This window comes from Actinophytocola sp. (assembly GCF_045807065.1).
GTDB lineage: Bacteria > Actinomycetota > Actinomycetes > Mycobacteriales > Pseudonocardiaceae > Actinophytocola.
In genome coordinates this window covers 1-17611 of record NZ_JBJMIE010000134.1, presented here as the reverse complement: position 1 = coordinate 17611, position 17611 = coordinate 1, and the positions used below count along the sequence as shown (strand labels likewise).

At 71.9% G+C, this 17611-nt stretch carries 13 protein-coding genes; 3 read left to right on the top strand and 10 right to left on the bottom strand.

The window, feature by feature from the left end:
- Positions 1-78: 78 nt before the first annotated feature.
- On the top strand, positions 79-1617 hold the full coding sequence (locus tag ACJ73U_RS07815) for a hypothetical protein (RefSeq protein ID WP_407776862.1): 1539 nt from the start codon (positions 79-81) through the stop codon (positions 1615-1617).
- On the opposite strand, the gene ACJ73U_RS07810 is transcribed toward ACJ73U_RS07815, so the two are convergent.
- The 7 genes from ACJ73U_RS07810 to ACJ73U_RS07780 form a co-directional block, all read right to left on the bottom strand.
- Entirely contained in the window at positions 1604-5566 is a 3963-nt protein-coding gene (locus tag ACJ73U_RS07810) for a tetratricopeptide repeat protein (RefSeq protein ID WP_407776861.1), read from the bottom strand. The two genes, ACJ73U_RS07815 and ACJ73U_RS07810, sit on opposite strands and share 14 nt — an antisense overlap.
- Positions 5567-5581: 15 nt before the next feature.
- Entirely contained in the window at positions 5582-7138 is a 1557-nt protein-coding gene (locus ACJ73U_RS07805; protein ID WP_407776860.1) for a hypothetical protein, read from the bottom strand.
- A 118-nt stretch (positions 7139-7256) separates the two neighbouring features.
- Positions 7257-7961: a Crp/Fnr family transcriptional regulator gene (locus ACJ73U_RS07800; protein WP_407776859.1), complete on the bottom strand. Its 705-nt coding sequence runs from the start codon at positions 7959-7961 to the stop codon at positions 7257-7259.
- A gap of 28 nt (positions 7962-7989) precedes the next feature.
- Positions 7990-8787, bottom strand: a complete 798-nt coding sequence (locus tag ACJ73U_RS07795) for a hypothetical protein (protein WP_407776858.1) — start codon at positions 8785-8787, stop codon at positions 7990-7992.
- Between the two features lie 121 nt (positions 8788-8908).
- Positions 8909-9679, bottom strand: coding sequence for an HpcH/HpaI aldolase family protein (locus ACJ73U_RS07790; protein WP_407776857.1), 771 nt, complete (start codon positions 9677-9679; stop codon positions 8909-8911).
- A gap of 537 nt (positions 9680-10216) precedes the next feature.
- Positions 10217-10909 (bottom strand): hypothetical protein, encoded by a 693-nt coding sequence (locus ACJ73U_RS07785; RefSeq protein WP_407776856.1) that lies wholly within the window; start codon positions 10907-10909, stop codon positions 10217-10219.
- Between the two features lie 69 nt (positions 10910-10978).
- The gene (locus tag ACJ73U_RS07780) at positions 10979-11572 is read right to left on the bottom strand and encodes an NAD(P)H-dependent oxidoreductase (RefSeq protein ID WP_407776855.1); all 594 of its coding nucleotides are present in this window, start codon (positions 11570-11572) and stop codon (positions 10979-10981) included.
- Positions 11573-11702: 130 nt separating this feature from the next.
- On the opposite strand from ACJ73U_RS07780, the gene ACJ73U_RS07775 reads away from it, so the two are divergent.
- Positions 11703-12236 (top strand): hypothetical protein, encoded by a 534-nt coding sequence (locus ACJ73U_RS07775; RefSeq protein WP_407776854.1) that lies wholly within the window; start codon positions 11703-11705, stop codon positions 12234-12236.
- A gap of 6 nt (positions 12237-12242) precedes the next feature.
- Here ACJ73U_RS07775 and ACJ73U_RS07770 read toward each other — a convergent pair whose 3' ends face one another.
- Positions 12243-13334: a spore photoproduct lyase family protein gene (locus ACJ73U_RS07770; protein ID WP_407776853.1), complete on the bottom strand. Its 1092-nt coding sequence runs from the start codon at positions 13332-13334 to the stop codon at positions 12243-12245.
- Positions 13335-13402: 68 nt separating this feature from the next.
- Positions 13403-14248 carry a helix-turn-helix domain-containing protein gene (locus ACJ73U_RS07765; protein ID WP_407776852.1) on the bottom strand — a complete coding sequence of 282 codons (846 nt, stop codon included), beginning with the start codon at positions 14246-14248 and terminating at the stop codon, positions 13403-13405.
- 62 nt (positions 14249-14310) lie between these two features.
- Here ACJ73U_RS07765 and ACJ73U_RS07760 point away from each other — a divergent pair, with 62 nt between their 5' ends.
- Positions 14311-15135 carry an alpha/beta fold hydrolase gene (locus ACJ73U_RS07760; protein WP_407776851.1) on the top strand — a complete coding sequence of 275 codons (825 nt, stop codon included), beginning with the start codon at positions 14311-14313 and terminating at the stop codon, positions 15133-15135.
- 98 nt (positions 15136-15233) lie between these two features.
- On the opposite strand, the gene ACJ73U_RS07755 is transcribed toward ACJ73U_RS07760, so the two are convergent.
- On the bottom strand, positions 15234-17519 hold the full coding sequence (locus ACJ73U_RS07755; protein WP_407776850.1) for an FAD-dependent oxidoreductase: 2286 nt from the start codon (positions 17517-17519) through the stop codon (positions 15234-15236).
- Positions 17520-17611: the final 92 nt, after the last annotated feature.

Genomic DNA, 17611 nt, shown 5'->3' with positions numbered 1-17611 from the left:
CACCACTCCGCGATCCCCTAGTGTGCGGCGGTAACCCCTTGGTATTACTCGTGTACCGACCGCTATCGTTGGAGAGCCATGATCACCGCACGTGCACGGATGCGTTCGCTGCTGGTCGCGGTGGCGACCGGCGCCGGGCTCGTCGGCTGCACGACGTCGGCCGCCACGCATGCTTCGGGAGCGGACGCGACGACCCGATCCCCCGCGCTGGCGGCGGAACTGACGCGGCCCAGCCAGGAGACGACGGTGCTCGACGCGCCCCCGGGTCCCGGGTCGGCGATCGCGGTCAGCTCGCTGCTGTTCCGCCGGGCACCGGTGGTGATCGAGGCCGCGGCGGGGGACGCGGCGAGCATGGCCACCGCGGCGGCCATCGCGCCCCGGCTCGGCGCGCCGGTACTGCCGGCGGCGCAACAGGAACAGGCCGCGGTGGGGCGGGAGCTGAAGCGGCTGGCACCACACGCGATCCTCGCCGTGGGCGCCGAGGCACAGCGGCTCGTGCGATCGAGCCGGACCGCCGTGCCGGTGTACGACGTCCAGCCGGCCGACTCCCCCACATTGCCCGCCGACCTGCCCACCGTGCGGGCGCCCAAGCACCTGGCGGTCACGGTGCTCGTGGACGTGACACGCGACGACGCGGCCGCCACGGCGACCGCCCACGCGGTGGGCGCCACGGTCGTGCCCGTGCACGGCGCCGACCCGCGGGCCGACGCCGCCGCGATCGAGGCTCTGCACCGGACCCCACCACGCGTCGTCGTGGCGGTCGGGGGTGCCTTCGGGCCGGCGGACCGCCTCCGCACCCGGCTGGCCGTGGCGGCGACGGGCACGCAGCTGCCGGGCGGCGGCCAGACCATGCTGCCGGGCCGGCGTCTCGTCTGCCTGTACGGGCATCCCGGCACGCGGGCACTCGGTGTACTCGGGGAGCAGGACCTCGGCGCCAGCATCGACCGCGCGAGGCAGACCGCCAAGGCCTACGAGCCGCTCAGCGACGTGCCCGTGGTGCCGGGTTTCGAGATCATCGCGACCGTCGCAGAAGGCGGCCCGGGCCCCGACGGCGACTTCTCCAGCGAGTCCACCGTGGAGTCCCTGCGGCCGTGGGTCGAACAGGCCGGCGCGGCGGGTCTCTACGTCGTGCTGGACCTGCAGCCCGGCCGCGCCGACCTGACCGCGCAGGCACAGCGCTACGAACCCCTGCTGCTCATGCCGCACGTCGGCCTCGCGGTCGACCCCGAGTGGAAGCTCGGCCCCGACCAGGTCCCGCTGAAACAGATCGGCGGGATCGACGCCGCCGAGGTCAACCGCACCGAGGCGTGGCTCGCCGACCTCACCGCCCAGCACGCCCTGCCGCAGAAGCTGTTCGTGATCCACCAGTTCCGCCTGTCGATGATCCGCGACGAGCCAGCACTCGACACCACCCACGACGAGCTGGCCGTGCTCATCCACATGGACGGCCAGGGCTCCACCGGCCAGAAGGACGCCACCTGGCACTCCGTCGTAACCGCCCGCCCCACCGACCTCCCCCTGGGCTGGAAGAACTTCTACGACGAGGACCACCCCATGCTCACCCCGGAGCAGACCATGAGCCGCCGCCCAGCCCCGGTGATGATCACCTACCAGTGACCGGCCCCGACGTCAGGTGGTCACGGAGCTCCAGGTCGATTCGCCGGATGGCGGTGTCGAGGTCCAGGTCGGCCTCGGTCACCTCGGCCGGCAGGGGCGGCAGCATGGGGGCCGGCGGCAGCGGCTCGTCGGTCAGCTCCGCCAGGCGCTCTCGGCATTCCTCGTTGGGTGCCCGTTCGTAGAGCGACCGGTAGAGCGCCACGGCGACGGCCCGGTCCGTGTCGGAGCCGGTCACCGCCCATCTGGCCGCGTGGATGGCCGCCTGTTCCGCGGGTTCCAGCCAGTGCGGGAGCAACGCGGTCAGCCTTGCCGCCACCGCCGCACGGTCCAGCCGCCCGGCCGCCTGCCCGAGCCGCAGCGCCAGCAGACGGCAGTGCAACCGGTGGTGCCGGTGGTCGATCCGGTCGGAGATCTCCAACGCCTCGTCGTTGCACCGCGCCGCCTCGGCGCCACGGCCCTGGTCAGCGCGCAGCCGGGCCAGCCAGTAGAGGTACTCGCACAGCACATAGGGCGCCGTGAGTGCGCGGGCCAGCTCGACGGCCCGGTCGAGCAACCGGTCGGCGACGTCGAAGCGGCCCTGGGCCGCGGTAGTGAGTCCCAGGTTGCCGAGCTGTCCGAGCAGGCTGTGCCAGTCGCCGAGGTCGAGCGCGATCCGCAGGGCGTAGCTGAGGCAACCGACGGCACGCGGATGATCGCCCTGTTCCCGGTACAGCTCGCCCGCGTTGCCGATGAGCACCGCGGCCAGCGACCGGAACCCGATCTTCTCGGCGGCGGCGCGTGCCCGCTCCAGGTACTCCATCGCCCGCACGTGGTCGCCCTGTCGGAGGTGGACACCGGCAAGGTCATTCGCCGCATAGCTCACCCCGCGCAGGTTGCCGGCGTCCTCCGCGATGGCCAGCGCCTGCCCGAGCAGGTCGATGGCCACCCGGTGGTTGCTGGTGTGCCCGTGCACCATCCCCATGTTCTCGAGCGCGGTGCTGCGCCCGTTCTCGTCCCCGGCGGCGGTCGCGAGGGCCAGATGTCGTTCCGCGGTGGCCAGGGCCTCGGCGTAGCGCCCCTGCTGGAAGTGGGCAAAGGACAGCCGGTCGAGCGTGCTTGCCACTCCCAGGGTGTCACCGAGCCGCTCGAACTCCTCGCCGGCCCTGGTCAGCCAGCTCACCGCGTCCGCGTAGGCCCGCCGGTAGGTGCACAGCAGGCCGAGGTCGCGCTGGCTCTTCGCGACGACCACGCGGTCCTGCGTTGCCGACGCGACCTCCAGTGCCTCGCGGCAGGCGGACTCCGCGTCGCTCCACTGCCCGGTCAGGTGCCACACCGTGCCCAGGTGCACGAGCACCTCGCCGCGACGCTCGGACGGCAACAGCGGCAGCAGCCGCTGGTAGTGGCCGATCGCGGTCTCGTTGGCGAAGGCGGAGCGCGCCGCGTCCCCGGCCGCGCGGAACCAGGTGATCTGCTTGACCCTGTTGCCGGTACGGCCGTAGTGGTGGGCCAGGACGTCGACGTAGGGCGTGAGCTCCGGCCCGTGGGTGCGTTCGACGAAACCCGCCACCGACTCGTGCAGCTGTGCACGCATGGCGAACGTGAGCGTGTCGTAGACGGCCTCCTGCGTGAGGACGTGCCGGAACGCGTACTCCGGGTCCGGCCCGGCGTGCCGCAGGGTGGTGATTTCCCGGCGGCACAGGCGGTCGAGGTGCGTGCGGACAGCGTCGGCACCGCCGAGTTCGGGGTAGGAGCCCAGCACGCAGCTCGCCGTGAACACCTGCCCGATCACGCTCGCCACCTTGACCGCCGCCTGCTCGCCTTCGTCGAGTTGGTCGAGCCGCGCGGTGAGCAGGCTGCGCAGGGTGTCGGGCAGGTCGATGGCCGTGACGGCGTTCGGGTCACCCGGATCGACCCCGCGGGAGTGCACCAGACTGGCCAGCTCCTCGAGATAGAAGGGATTGCCGGCGCCGCGCGACACGAGCACGGCGAGCAGTTCGGGGCACGGCAGGACCCGCTCGCCGTAGAGTCGCCGCAGCCGGCCGGCGACCAGCCGCTCGGCCTCGGCGTCGGACAGTTCCCGCAACGCCAGGACCGAGCAGTGCTCGTGCCGATCGAACGGTTCGGCCGCCGCGGCGGCCGCGCCGGCCGGACGAGCGGTGGCCAGAAGCAGGACCGGCTGATCGTGGAGCGCACCGGCGAGGAAGTCGAGCAACGCGGCCGACGCCGGATCCGTCCAGTGGCAGTCCTCAAGCACCAGCACGATCGGGCCGGCGGCGGCACGGCTGCGCAGCACGTCGGCCAGGAGCACGTGCAGTGCGTCCGTCCGGGTCGCCGGGTCCAGGCCCGAGGTGAGTTCGGTGTCCGGCATCGGGATGTTGACGGCCGGTGCGAGCAAGGGTGCACGGTGGGCAGAGCCGCCGTCGAGGGCGGTCACGTACTCGCGAACCCGGGCCCGGCACTCCGCGAGCGGCCCGCCGTCCGACACGCCGAGCAGCAGTCGCCAGATCGGGCGCCAACAGAAGTAGCTCGTCTCGGTCTCGTGGGCGTGGGCCGCGCCGCGGTAGGGCGCGAAGCCCGCCTCGACCGCGAGCCGGACCGCCTCGTCGGCGAGCCGGGTCTTGCCGACGCCGGCCTCCCCGGTGATCGACACGACCTGGCCGGCACCGCCCACGACGCGCTCGACGAGGGTCCGTAGCAGCTCCAGCTCCACCGCGCGGCCGATCAGCCCCTCGCCGGCCGGGGCCGCCCGCCATCGTTTCGCCGCGACCGCCTCGACAGCCCACACCGGGATGCGCGCGGACTTGCCCTTCACACTGAGCGGCGGAAGTGCCCGCGCCGTCACGGACCCCGTCAGGCGCTGACGGGTGCGTCCGGTCACGAGGAGCTGTCCCGGGCGGGCGGCCTGCATCAACCGGGCGGCGAGGTTCACCGAGTCACCCACGACGAGGTACTCGCGGCGGCGCTGCGAGCCGACCTCGCCGCAGTAGGCGAACGCCGTGGTGAGCCCAGCGCGGAACGGGCCACCGGGCAGACCGAGCAACGCGAGGCAGCAGCGGACCGCCCGGTCCTCGTCGTCCTCGTGGCAGACCGGCGCACCGAAGCAGACCACAAGCAGGTTGCCCTTGTCCCCCGTGTCGATCTGCAGCAGGTGTCCGCCGTACCGGCCGATCATGCGCACGGCCCGGGCCGCGTAATGCTGGAACCGGCCCGCGGTCCAGCTGGGAGCGGTCACGAACGCGACGGTGACCTCGCGGTGCTCGTCGACCAGGCCGCGCCGCCCGGCCAGGAGCCTGGCCGCCACCGGCGGGTGCAGAAACGGCGCCAGTCTCGCGGTCACCGCCTCGGGCACGGGTTCCGGCGCCGGCGCCGCGGTGGTCCCGTCAACCGGCATTCCTCCGGTCAGCAGATGCGCCCGGCCCCGCCGCTCGCCGGTCTCCATCCCGTCGCACACGTCCAGCAGGCTCTGGTCCACCAGGATCTCGCCAGGCGCGCCGACCTGTTCTGCGGCCACGGCGTGGTTCACCGCGTCGCCCATGACCACGTACTCGAGGCGGACGGCCGGGGCACCGACTACCACGCCGCTGTGCGACCCGTCCGCGAGCCCGATCTTCACGGTCAGGTCGCCGTCGCCGGTCAACGCACGCATCTCCAGGGCGCAGCGCACCGCCCGCCGCGGCGCGTCCGCCGGGAACACGGCGGTCACCGCGTCCCCGGCGAAGCGCATCACGCTCCCGCCGGAGGCGACCACCCGTTCGACCAGATGTCCGAAGTAGACGTTCAGCCGCCGGCTCAGGTCCTCGGTGCCCTGCCGGCCGGCCGCGCACAGCGCCTCGCTCATCGCCGTGAAGCCGGCGATGTCGGCGAACAGCACCACGGCGTCCCACCGCCGCGGCGCCCCGACCGGCGGCGCGCCGTGCCGGACCAGTTCCACGACCTGGTCCGGCACGAACGGCCGCCAGTGCGAACTCAATCCCGCGGCCCCCTACTACTGGAGTTGCCCGGTGTACTGCAAGGTGAACTGGCTCTGCGCCGGATTTCCCCCCGCGTCGAAACAGTAGACCCGGACCCGTCGACCCGACAGCGCGTAGTTCTGCCCGTCGACCCACATGTCGTCGGTCCAGTTCCCGACCTGGCACCGGTGGTTCTGGTTCCCGTACTCGTCCACGCCGTAGGCGGTGACCTGCACGTTGCCACCATCCCAACTGGCGCCGTTCCCGGAGAGTTGTTGTGAGTTCTGGAGAGTGAGCAGTACGTCGTAGGGTGCCGGGTAGTCGCCGGGATATTCGCGGCGGAGGTAGACGTTCCCGGACTCGGAGATCGTCGCACTGCGCTGGTATGCCGTGGACGGCGAGTAATAGGAGTTCATCGACGGTTCCTCATCGTCCGAGAGGACATAGCCGTCCGCCATGAGGTTGTTGCCGAGCAGGTTCATGCGGTACACGTAGGCCATACTGAACATCGAGTCCGCGGGCAACCCGTTTCCGCCGAAGCACCACACGTCGACGTACTCCGTGTAGTCCCACTCGAACCAGTCACGGACCTTGCAGTCGGTGTTCGTGGTGCCGACCGCGGTGACCTTGACGCTGCCACCCCATGGCGCCAACGAGTTGGTAGGGATGAACACCGTGTACTTGCCGGTGCTCTGCCGGGAGACGGACAGGTACCCACCGCTGTTGTTGTACTGGTAGGTCGGGTTCGGCCGGTAGGAAGCGCTGGCGGGCTGGTCGGCGAGCAGGAACGCCAGGGTATTGGCCGTGCCGTACCCCGCGGTGTACGAGGCCGTGAACTGCGCGTCGGCTGGCACGCCGCTGGACCCCGCCGAGAAACACCGCACGTTGAGCCGCAGTGTGGTGCCGGACGTGGTCATCGGCGGGTTCGCCAGCTTGCACACCCTGGCTACCGGTCCATAGGCGGTGACCTGCGCGTTTCCGCCCGTGCCGGCCAGTCCGGGGAAGGAGACGGTGTAGGTGCCCGTCCCGGTCCTGGTCACCGAGTTGGCCTGCATGGTGCTGTTGTACGACCAGTACTGGTCCGGGTAATAGGTGGTCGGGGTCGGGGTCGGCGTGTGGGCCCAGACGTAGCCGACGGCGAAGGGATCCAGGCGGGTGTTGATCGAACAGTTCTCCACGGTTCGGACGCGGTAGTCCTGCGTGCCGGCCGCCACCGAGACCTGGCTGCCGGGTGCCCGCGCGGTAGTCCAGGGGAACTTGTTGTTGCGGCTCAGGTACATGGCGTGGAACCCGCTCTGCAGCATGTCCGGCGCGCTGGTGGTCGTGCTGCGCGGCACAGTGAAACCCTTGGACGCGGTCGCGTGGGTGGCCGGGTCGTAGACCCAGACCGTCATCGGCCACGACGTCAGGTTCTGGGTGGCGGCGGGATCGTTGTAGGCGAGGTCGATGACGAGCCCATCGCGGCACACGTGCTGGGTCTGGAACATGTAGAAGTTCACCGGCGTCCACATGGCGGACGCGAGGCCAGGACTGGCCAGGGTCATCACCAGGGCGACGATGCCGCCCAGGGCAACGAGCGTACGACGGCGCATGGTGTGGTCCTCCAGGTGCTTGTTTCCCGGCTCGGAACGGAAAACCCTTCCCGATGGCGGCCGCCGACGCTGTCACCGGGAGCACAGCACCGGTGTCGTTCCGCGGACAGCCGGGAGCTCAACCACCGGCACGGCGACGGAGGGCCGGCAGGTCGCAGAGGGTGATGGTGTGGCCGCTGACCTCGACCTGTCCGCGAGCGGCGAGCACGTGTAGAACCCGGTTCACGGCCGGTCGGCTGCCACCGACCATCCCCGCGAGCTCGCTCTGGTTCAGGCCGAGCTCCAGCACGACCCGGTCGCCGTCGTGGCGGCCGTGCTCCACCGCCAGCTGGAGCAGCAGCTTCGCGAGTCGCGCGCCCAGATCGAGGAAGACCAGATCACCGGCCTGTTCGGTCCGCCGCCGCACCAACGCCCCGAGCCGGGTCAGCAGGGCGTTCAGCACGGCCGGATGAGCGCCCATCAGCTCGAGCAGGACCGACCGGCTCAGCATCAGGGCTGTGGTGGGCAGGACGGCCACGACCGACGCGGACCGCGGTCCCTGGTCGAGGATCGCGATCTCCCCGGCGATGCCGTGCGGACCGAGCGTCGCCAGCACCATCTCCGCGCCCCGCTCGGACACGAACGTCACCTTGGCGATGCCTCGGGCCAGGACGAACAGCCGGTCCCCCGGGTCACCCTGATGGCACAGGTACTGCCCCTTCCCGTAGGTGCGCCGCAGGCACGAGGTCGCGACCGCCGTGAGCTCCCGCTCGTCGAGCGAACCGAACAGCTCGGTCTCCCTGAGCACGCCCACCGCGTCGACCTGTTCCGCCCTCGCCGGCATCGCGCTGTCAGCTGCTCTCGGTCATCCGCTACCGCCCGGCGCGCCGCAGCAGGTCGGCGACGAAGGCACCCGTGCGCGGCGAAAGGTTGGGCTGGACGTGGGACAACCGCCACCGTGCCTGCTCTTCGTCGTACTTCACGGCCTCCTCGGCCGCGGCGCGTTGGACGTCCTCGTGCCCGCCGAGCTGGCACACGATCTCGTCCAGGATGCGCACGACATCCTCGCTGGGTGATAGCTGCAGGGCCGCCCGGACCCGCACCAGGCCGATCTTGGCGGTGCGCGCCAGGTCGGCGAAGATCTTGTCCGCCTGCGTCTGGTCGACGAGCGTCGCGGTCGTGCGCTCCGGATCGAGGACGTGCGCCGCCCGGAGGAGGTCGAGCGGCTTCGGTTCCTTCCTGGCACCGGCAGCCGCGATGGTGAGGAAGGCCGTGGCACCCTGGCCCCGGTCGCGCTCGCCGAGTTCCGCGGCGGCCGCCGGCCGGTGCGGCAGGTCACCGACCTCGGTGAGCGCGAGGTAGTGGCAGACCGAGTCCGAGACGAACCGCAACGCGTCATGGGAGGCGGTGGCGACACCAACTTCCGTGAACAGCGTGATGACCGCTCGCCGCCTGTCGTCACCGCTCAGATCGGGCGGCCAGATCCACTGCGGTTGCCCGGGGATCGTGGACACCAGCAGCACCCGAGCGTCGTGTCGCCAGTATCTGAATGCGAGGCTTTCCACGAACGCCTCCGCGACGCCGGGGGCGAGGTAGCGGGAGCGTTCGAAGCATTCGACGGCCTGCCGAACCAATTCCTCGGCAGCGTCGAAATCCGGGTCAGCCGTCATCGAGTTCATGCTAGTTCTGACGCTGTTTCACCCACAGGACAAGAATTTGACAATCGCCGCGCGGCGGGTCGGCCGCGCTCGGCGTGGCCGATCCGACGTGGTCCGGGGCAGTGCCCGAGGGTTACCGGCGGGCGGCCTCCAGGTGAGTGCGGGCGGCCTGTTCCACGTGGGCCAGGTCCGAGGAGACAGTGGCGAACGTGTAGCCCTCCGCCAGCCGGCTGGCGGCCTGGTCGCCCGTGAAGGTGTGGACGCCTGCCGCGATGCCGGCGGTCGCCGCGGTGTCGCGGATCGTGCGTAGTGCCGTCTCGAAGGGCTCGTCCACCGCCGGGTCGTTCGGGTGGGTGCCGCCCACCGCTAGGCGCAGGTCGGCCGGGCCGACGTAGACGCCGTCCAGGCCGGGGGTCGCGCAGATCTCCTCGATGTTGGCCAGGCCGCCGGGGGTCTCGATCATCGCCAGGACCACCACCGTCGCGTCGGCGTCCCGGGGGGTCGGGCCCACGCGCAGTGCCGAGCGCGTCGGGCCGTAGCTGCGGCGGCCCGACGGCGGGTAGTGGGCGGCGGCCACGGCGGCCGCCGCGCCCGTGGCGTCGTCCACCAGGGGGACGATCACGCCGCCCGCGCCGGCGTCGAGGGCCTTGCCGATGTACGTCGGGTCGTTCGCCTCCACCCGGACCAGGCCCACCGAGACGCCCGCGGCGTCGATCGCCGTCAGGCCGGCCAGGAGGCCGGCGTAGCCGAGCAGGCCGTGCTGCGCGTCGAGGGTGACGTAGTCGTAGCCGAGGCGGGCGATGCGTTCGGTCGACACCGGGCTGTCGAGTGCCACCCAGTAGCCCACGGCGCGCTCGCGGGCGCGGAGACGGTCGGCGAAGGCGCGGAAGCGGGGATCTGGCACGGGGGAACGACCTCCTGCGGTGGTAGGCGAGCCGATCTTCGACCCGCCCAGCAATACCACCCGAACCCGCCCGCCGCCCGGATGGGCATCACCCCGGTCGGGGGACGGCAACGGGCAACGCGGGGTCACCTGCCCTCGAACCCATGCCCTCAACACCCGATCGAGTGGTGATCAACAATCTGTGGAGTGTTGCCTCAACACCCGATGGAGCGATCCCAGCCGATCGACCGGTAATCAACACAGAGCGGGGAGACGGCGGCGCCGCGGCCCGGCCGGTGGCGGGGAATCCGCCGGGCAGGGGTGGAGGTGTGTCCCGGCCGGCGCTACCCTTGGCGCACCAGCCCGAAAGCGAGGCGACCAATGGCCGTTCTCCGCCGCATCGTCGCACTGTTGCTACTGATCGTGGCGCTCACGGCAGGGGCCGCTGTGACCGCCACCGCCGCCCAGGCCACGGGTGGCACCATCATCGTCGAGAACTGAGACGGCCGTCGAGAACCGAGACCGCCGAGGACACCGGGTGGGTGTCGGGCGCCACCGTCAGCCGGGGATCCGGTCGACGGTGAGCGAGGAGACGCCCGCCGTGTTGTCGATGAGGTAGCGGTCGGTCGCGCTGTCCCACCCGTCCGGGGTGTAGACCGTGCCGCCCGGGATGCCTGTGTGCTGGACGCCGTCGATGGTCGCCGAACCGGCTCCGCCGGCGATGCGCACCTGGGTGGCGACGTCCCGTGGCAGCCGCAGGTCGAACACGGACGCGCCGCCGGCCATGCGGACCGGCACCGTGCCCGTCGGCTCGGGCAGGCTCGCCTCGATCCGCGAGTTGCCGGCGCCGAAGTCGAGCCCGGCGAGCCGGCTCCCGCCCATCGCGACGGTCGCCTGCTTGGCGCCGCCGTCCAGGCGGATCCGCCACCGCACCTTCGTGTTCAGCTCCACCACCAGGTCGGCCCCGCCCGGGCCGGCGGAGTCGGTGAGCGAGACCCGGACCGCCGAGCGGTCCACGTCGGCCACCGGCACCACCCGGGCACCGACCGGCGCGGAGGCGCGGAACAGGTCGTCGCCGAGGTCCGCGGCGCGCACCGTGACGGTGTCGGCGCCGCTCACCACGTCCAGCTCCGCCTCGTGCCGCCCGGCCAGCTCGCCGGTCACCACCCGGCTGGCAGTCCCCGGGTCGTCGTCGCACCCGGCGACGACGGCCAGCAGCATCACCGCGACGAGCGCCGCTCCCCTGGTCACCCCATCGTGGTTCCCAAGGCAGACGCCGGCCAAACTGACGCCGGCCGAACTACCGGGCGAGCCCGGCCTTCAGCGCGGTGGCGATCTCGACGGCACGCCTGGTCTGGAAGGACATCGCGTCCAGCTCGACCTGGCCGGGTGGGACCTGGCCGTTGTTGGACGTGTGGCTCGCGCCGTAGGGGTTGCCGGCCTGGAACTGGATGGGGTCGGCGTAGCCGGGCGGGACGATGACGCAGCCCCAGTGGTAGAAGGTGTGTTCAGCGCGGTGAGCGTGGTCTCCTGCCCGCCGTGCGCGGTGGCCGTCGACGTGAACGACGTCGCGACCTTGTTCACCAGCTTGCCCTCCGCCCACAGCGGACCGGTGGTGTCGATGAACTGCTTCAGCTGCGCCGCCGGTATCCCGAACCGCGTCGGCGCGCCCATGACGAGCAGGTCGGCCCACTCCAGGTCGTCCAGGGTGGCCTCGGGGACGTCCTGGGTCTGGCGGGCGTGGGTGGCCCACCCCTCGTTGCTGGCGATCGCCTCCTCCGGCGCCAGCTCGCGCACCTTCCGCAGGCGCACCTCGGACCCGGCGTGCTCGGCGGCCTTCGCCGCGGTCTGGGCCATCGCGTACACGCTGCCGGTGGCCGAGTAGTAGATGATCGCCGTCCTGATGTCTGGCATCCGCTTCTCCCCGCAGTCGCCGTTTCCCGATCGCGGCCGAATACCCGGCGGCGGTGCGGCAAACCGCGCGTTCACCCGATGGAGCGGATCGGCGGGGGTTGACCGGGCGCGCGGGGGTACCCGGGCCGGCATGATGAGACGCGCTCTGTGGGAGGGCCTGGTCGCCGGCGGCGTCGGGGTTCTGGTGATGACGGTGGGTGAGAAGGTGGAGCAGCGCCTGACCCACCGCCCGGACTCGCACGTGCCGGCGCGGGTGCTGCAGCGCCTGACCGGGATGCCGGAGAAGGACGGCCGGCAGCCGGTGCCCGTGAACTGGGCGATGCACTTCGGTCAGGGCATCGTGCTCGGGGTGCTGCGTTCGGTCATGGCGCACGCCGGGCTGCGCGGCCCGTGGTCGTCGGCCAAGTTCGCCGTCGTCCGGCTCACCAACGACCAGATCCTCGAGAACCTCACCGGGGTCGGCGCCCCGCCGCCCACCTGGCCGCGGGGTGAGCTGGTGGTGGACCTGCTGCACAAGACCGTGTACGCCGTCGCCACCGGGGTCGTCGCCGACGCCCTGGCCGCGCGGCGCGGACCCGGCCCGGGACAGCGGCACGCCGCGGTGCTGCCCGGCCGCCACGCCGACGTCGGCCCCGTGCGCCGCGAGCGCGCCCACACGCGGTAGCCGCGCTCAGAAGGCGTAGCGAACCCGCAGGTACGGCGCGACCTCGCTGATCAGCTGGAGCAGCCGGTCCAGCTCCCGGCGCTTGTGGTGCACGCGGTAGCGCAGGTTGTCGGCACCGTTGCCGCTCCGCTTGGTCTCCTGGAGGTCGGGACGCCACAGCACGTCCTCGGCCTTCGGGTGCCAGCCGAGGTTGACCTCGTGCAGGTTCTGGTTGTGGGTGAGCATGATGATCTCGGCGGCGAGCTGTGCCCTGGTGCGGGGACCGGCGGCGTCGCCGAGGTCGGTCAGCAGCTCCCGCCAGTCGTCGAACCAGCCGTCGTGGAGCACGACCGGGCTGAGGTTCACGTGCACCTCGTAGCCGGCGTCGACGAACGCGTCCAGCGCCGCGAGGCGGTCCCCGACCGGCGAGGTCCGCACGTCCAGCAGCTTCGCCAGCCGCGCGGGCATCAGCGAGAAGCGGATCCGTGTGCGGCCGGCGGGGTCGAGCGCCAGCAGGTCGGAGTTGACGTACTTCGTCGCGAAGGAGGCCTTCGCGGTCGGGTGCCGGCGGAACAGCGCGACGAGGTCGCTGACGTTGTCGCTGACCAGCGCGTCGACCGAGCAGTCGGAGTTCTCGCCGATGTCGTACACCCACGCGTGCGGGTCGCACTGGTCCGGCCGCGGCTTGGTGCCCTGGCGGGTGATGTGCCGGTGGAGGTAGCCGGTGATCTGCTCGATGTTGGCGAACACCGTGATGGGGTTGGAGTAGCCCTTGCGCCGCGGCACGTAGCAGTAGGCGCACGCCATCGCGCAGCCGTTGGCCGTGGACGGGGCGATGAAGTTCGACGAGCGGTCGTTGCGCCGCGCGGTCAGCGACTTCTTCACGCCCAGCACGAGCGCCTCGGTCTTGATCCGCACCCAGCGGCGCACGTTGGCCTCGTCGCCGTGCAGCTCCGGGATCTGCCAGTGGCTCGCCACCTCCACCCGCTCCGCGTCCGGGAACCGGTCGAGCACGGCGCGTCCTCGCGGCAGCTCCGCCGCCGCCGGCTCGACGTAGATGCGGGTCGGGCGGAGCAGCCGGTCCACTGCCTCGCGCGCCGCGGTCTGCCGCTCGGTCACCCCGTCCAGTATGCCCCGTTCGACGGCACGTCCACGTCAGTTCGGCCTACGCGCGGCTGAGTGCTCGGTCACGGCCGAGGGCGGCGTCCGGGCCAGCCCCAGGCGAGCTCGTCGACCGCGAGGAACGGCTCGTCGACCACGGTCGCGGGGGTCAACCCGGTGAACGCCACGACGTCGCGGTGCAGGTGGGACTGGTCGGCGTAGCCGCCGTCGGCCGCCACCCCCGCCGGGTTCCCGCCCGCGACCAGGTCGTGCACGGCGTGGTCGAAGCGGACCAGCTTCGCGGCCCGCTTGGGCGGCTGGCCGAGCTGCGACTGGAACCGGGCCCACAGGCGCTTGCGGCTCCAGCCCACCTCGGCCGCCAACCGCTCGATCCGGACCGTGCCCCGGCCGGCGAGGATCCGCCGCCAGGCCCACGCCACCTCCGGGTCCACCCGGGTCGCCGCCGCGCACCGGTCGGCGAGCCACCGGTCGACCCACGCGAAGCGCTCCTGCCAGGAGGACAGGTCACTCAGCCGCTCGGTGACCCGCGACGCCTCCCGGCCCCACAACTCGTCGAACGGCACGGCGCCGCCCAGCTCGCCCAGCGCGCCCCCCAGGACGGCGTGCGCGACCACCGGTGACAGGCGCACCTGCAGGCACTCGAAGGCGTCCGTCCGCACCGCGCGCAGGGTCTCGCCGGACCCGAGACCGAGGACGAAGCTGCCCTGCTGGCGCCGGCCGGTGTGGTCCTCCATGGCGACCGTGCCGCCGAGTACCAGGATCAGGGTCACCGCCGGGTGCGGGATCAGCCGCAGGCCAGGCGGGGTGATGCCGCGGTCGACGAAACCCGCCATCGTGACGCCGGGGACGCGGATCGGGCGGCTCGGGCACGCGATGTCCCACAGCAGCCCGTCGTCTGGTTCCTCCCCCATCGCCCCATGCTACGGACATTCGTACAAGCCGTCGGGAGATGGCGGGAGTGAGAGTGGCTCCCATGACTGTTTCTGACGGCAAGCAAACCGAGTCGACCCTGTCCCTGGCGGACGGCGAGCTCCACGTGTACGAGGACGGCCCCCGCGACGCGCCCGCGCTCCTGCTCATCCACGGGACGGCCGCGTCCGGGCGTTCGTGGGACCCCCTGGTTCCGTTGCTGACCGGGTCCCATCGGGTCATCCGGATCGATCTGCTCGGCTGCGGGCGGTCGGCGCGGCCGGACGGCGCGAGCTACGCGGTCGCGGACCAGGCCCGGCGGGTCGGGGTGGCCATGGATCGGCTCGGCGTCGGGCACGCCGTCGTCGCGGGGCACTCCAGTGGCGGGGTGATCGTCACGGCGCTCGCCGAGCTGCGGCCGGAGCTGGTCGGTGCGGCCGTGCTCATCAACACCGGGCCGGACATGGACGCTTATGTCGCCAAGGACGTTCCCCGCCGGGCGACGGCGTGGGCGGAATTGAGCGATGACGAGATCCGGCAGGCCATGAGTGACGGGTTCCGGCCCGGTTTCGAGATTCCGCGGGATTATGTGGATCAGTTCCGCGATATCGACTTCGCCGTGTTCGGGGCGACGTCGGTGGCCGTTCGCGCCTATCTGGACGAGCGGTCCCTGCCGGCGCGGTTGGCGGTGCTCGGGAAGCCGTGGTTGGTGCTCTTCGGAGAGGAGGATCGACGGTGGACGGTTTCGTCCGCCGGCGGTTACCGGGTTGTTCCTGGGGCGTTGGTCGAGTTGTTGGGTGGGGTCGGGCATTCGCCCAACCTCGAGGACCCGGCGCGGACTGCCGCGGCGATGCTGGCCTTTACCGCGGGGCGTGGCGTGCGGGGGTGATCGGGTCGTTCCTGGCAACCGAGCCCGGGGGGACAGCGTGGCCGACCGGAGCTGCCCCCCAGCTACTCCGATCGGCCACCTCACGGGGTGTCCCCTCATCACCCCGGTCCGTAGACGTCCCACAGGCCGCCCAGGAAGAACCTGCCGAAGCGGGTCAGTCCGGCGACCGGGTGTGGGCCGCTCACCCGGAAGTTGCGCATGGTTGAGGTCAGGGCTATCGGGGTGATGCGCAGTATTCCCGCGCCGGCGGCGGCCTTCGGGAGGGCGTCGTCGTCGGGGGCGATGTGGTTCCACAGCAGCTTGGTGTACAGCGTGGTCGTGTCGCGCCACATGTGCGTGATGGGGCCCTGGTGGACGTCCTTCCAGCCGCTGAGTGTGCGGGCGCGGCCGTCGGTGTCGGTGAACCACAGGTGGTAGCGCATGGTTCGGCTGCCCGGCGCTTCGCTCGGTGCGAACAGGTTGAACCAGCCCTGTTCGACCGGGCGGCGGCCGCCGACGCACGCCGCTTCCACCCAGCCCTCGGCGCGGGCCAGGTGTTCGGGGTGGTCCAGGAACGTGTCCACGTCGTCGACGTGGATGGTCAGTTCGAACGACAGTCGCTCGCCGTCGCCGCGGCGCGTCGACCGTGGGTCGGTGGCGCCCAGGACGACGAAGCCCGACATCTTCTCGTGGAACGACAGCGCGGTCGGCTCGACGCTCGGCCGGGGCGGCTGTGGGCGGGGTGCGGGCGTCGGCTTCGTCGACAGGAGCCGGGTGGACAGCCGGTCGGCCAGTGCGGCGATGGTCAGGGACGGGTTCGCTCCCACCGGGCCCGGCATGGCGGACCCGTCCGCGATGTAGAGCCCGGGGTGGCCGAAGACCTCGCCGTAGCCGTCGCAGACGCCCTCGCCCGGGTGGTGTCCCATGGCGGCGCCGCCGAGCGGGTGCACGGTGATGAACCTGCGGTCCAGCCAGGCGGGCAGGCCGGAGTACTCGGCGCCGAGCACGTCCGCGATCCGCCGCATGGTGGTCTCCAGGCGGTCGAAGTACTCGGTGCTCGCCTCCGGGTCCCACTCGACGTCGAGCTTCCCGCCGCGCAACCGCAGCTGACCGTTCGGCACGTCGCGGCCCATCCCCAGCAGCGGCAGGGAGTTCATGGACAGCTCCGGGGACTGGAACAGGTCCGCGAGGTCGCCGGAGATGTTCCTGTCGCCGGTGAAGGTCGACCAGAGACGGTTGAGGACGAACCGCGAGACCCGCATGACGTTGTTGCGCAGGTCGGCGCTTTCGACCAGCCAGTCGACGAACCCGGGGTGGCCACCGTCCTCGATGTAGGCGCCGCGGCCGGCGCCGGCCTCGCCGTCGAGGTCGTCCGGCAGGCGGATCGCGCTGGTGATCACGGGGCCGAGGCTCGCGTCGAGCTCCCGGGTCCGGGTGCGGTCCCTGGCGCGCAGCAGGAACGCGAGCACGTCGCCGTTGCCGGAGAAGCGGCGGCCGAGCGCGCCGGACAGGCCGGGTAGCTCACCCCGGCTGCGCAGCAGCAGGTGCGTGGTGCCGAACGTGCCGGCGGCCAGCACCAGCCGGTCGCACTCGATGGTGTGGCTGCCGGGGACGCCGTCGCGCCGGACGTAGTCCACCGCGTAGCCGCCGCCCGGCCGCTGCCGGATGTTCCACACCTCGTGCAGGGTGCGCAGGTCCGCGCCGTGGTGGTGGGCCGCCGAGAGGTAGGTGTGGTCCAGGCTGTTCTTGGCGCCGTCGTTGCAGCCCAGGTCGCACTCGCCGCACAGCCGGCACGTGCGCCGGGCCGCGCCGTGCACGTTGCCGTACGCCGGCTCGACGATGGGCAGGCCGAGCCCGGGCTCGCCGCCGGGCTTGCTCGCGAAGCTGACCGCGAGCGGCGGCAGCTGCCAGTCGAGCCCCAGCTCGGTGGCCGCGTCCCGCAGTGCGATGGTCTTCGGCGTGTGCGCGTAGGCCGGGTGCTCGAACGGGTAGGGCGTGGCGCCCAGCATCTCCTCGACCGCGTCGTAGTGCGGGTCGAGGTCCGCCCTCGTCACCGGCCACGGCCGCGCCGTGCCCCCGTCGAGCGGTTCGTCGTGCACGAACCAGTGCTCGTCCTTGCGCAGCAACACGTTGGCATAGATCAGCGAGCCGCCGCCGAGACCGCTGGCGACGACCGAGTCGCAGCCGCTGAAGCTCCACACGTCGTAGAGGCCGTGCAGGCCCTGGTCCGGGTCCCAGAAGGCGCCGCCCATGTCGCCGGGATTCCGGGGGAAGGTGCCCGGCGCGTAGGCGCGGCCGCGTTCCAGCACCACGACGGACAGCCCGGCGGCCGCCGTGCGGTACGCGGTGACGGAGCCGCCGAAGCCGGACCCGACGACCACGACGTCGACATGTTCGTTGTGCACGCGCCCTAGTCCCCGTTCCGCTTGAGGAAGTCCACGACGCGGGGGAACACGTCCATGTGGGCGTTCTTGCCGATGATCGGGTCGACGTGCCC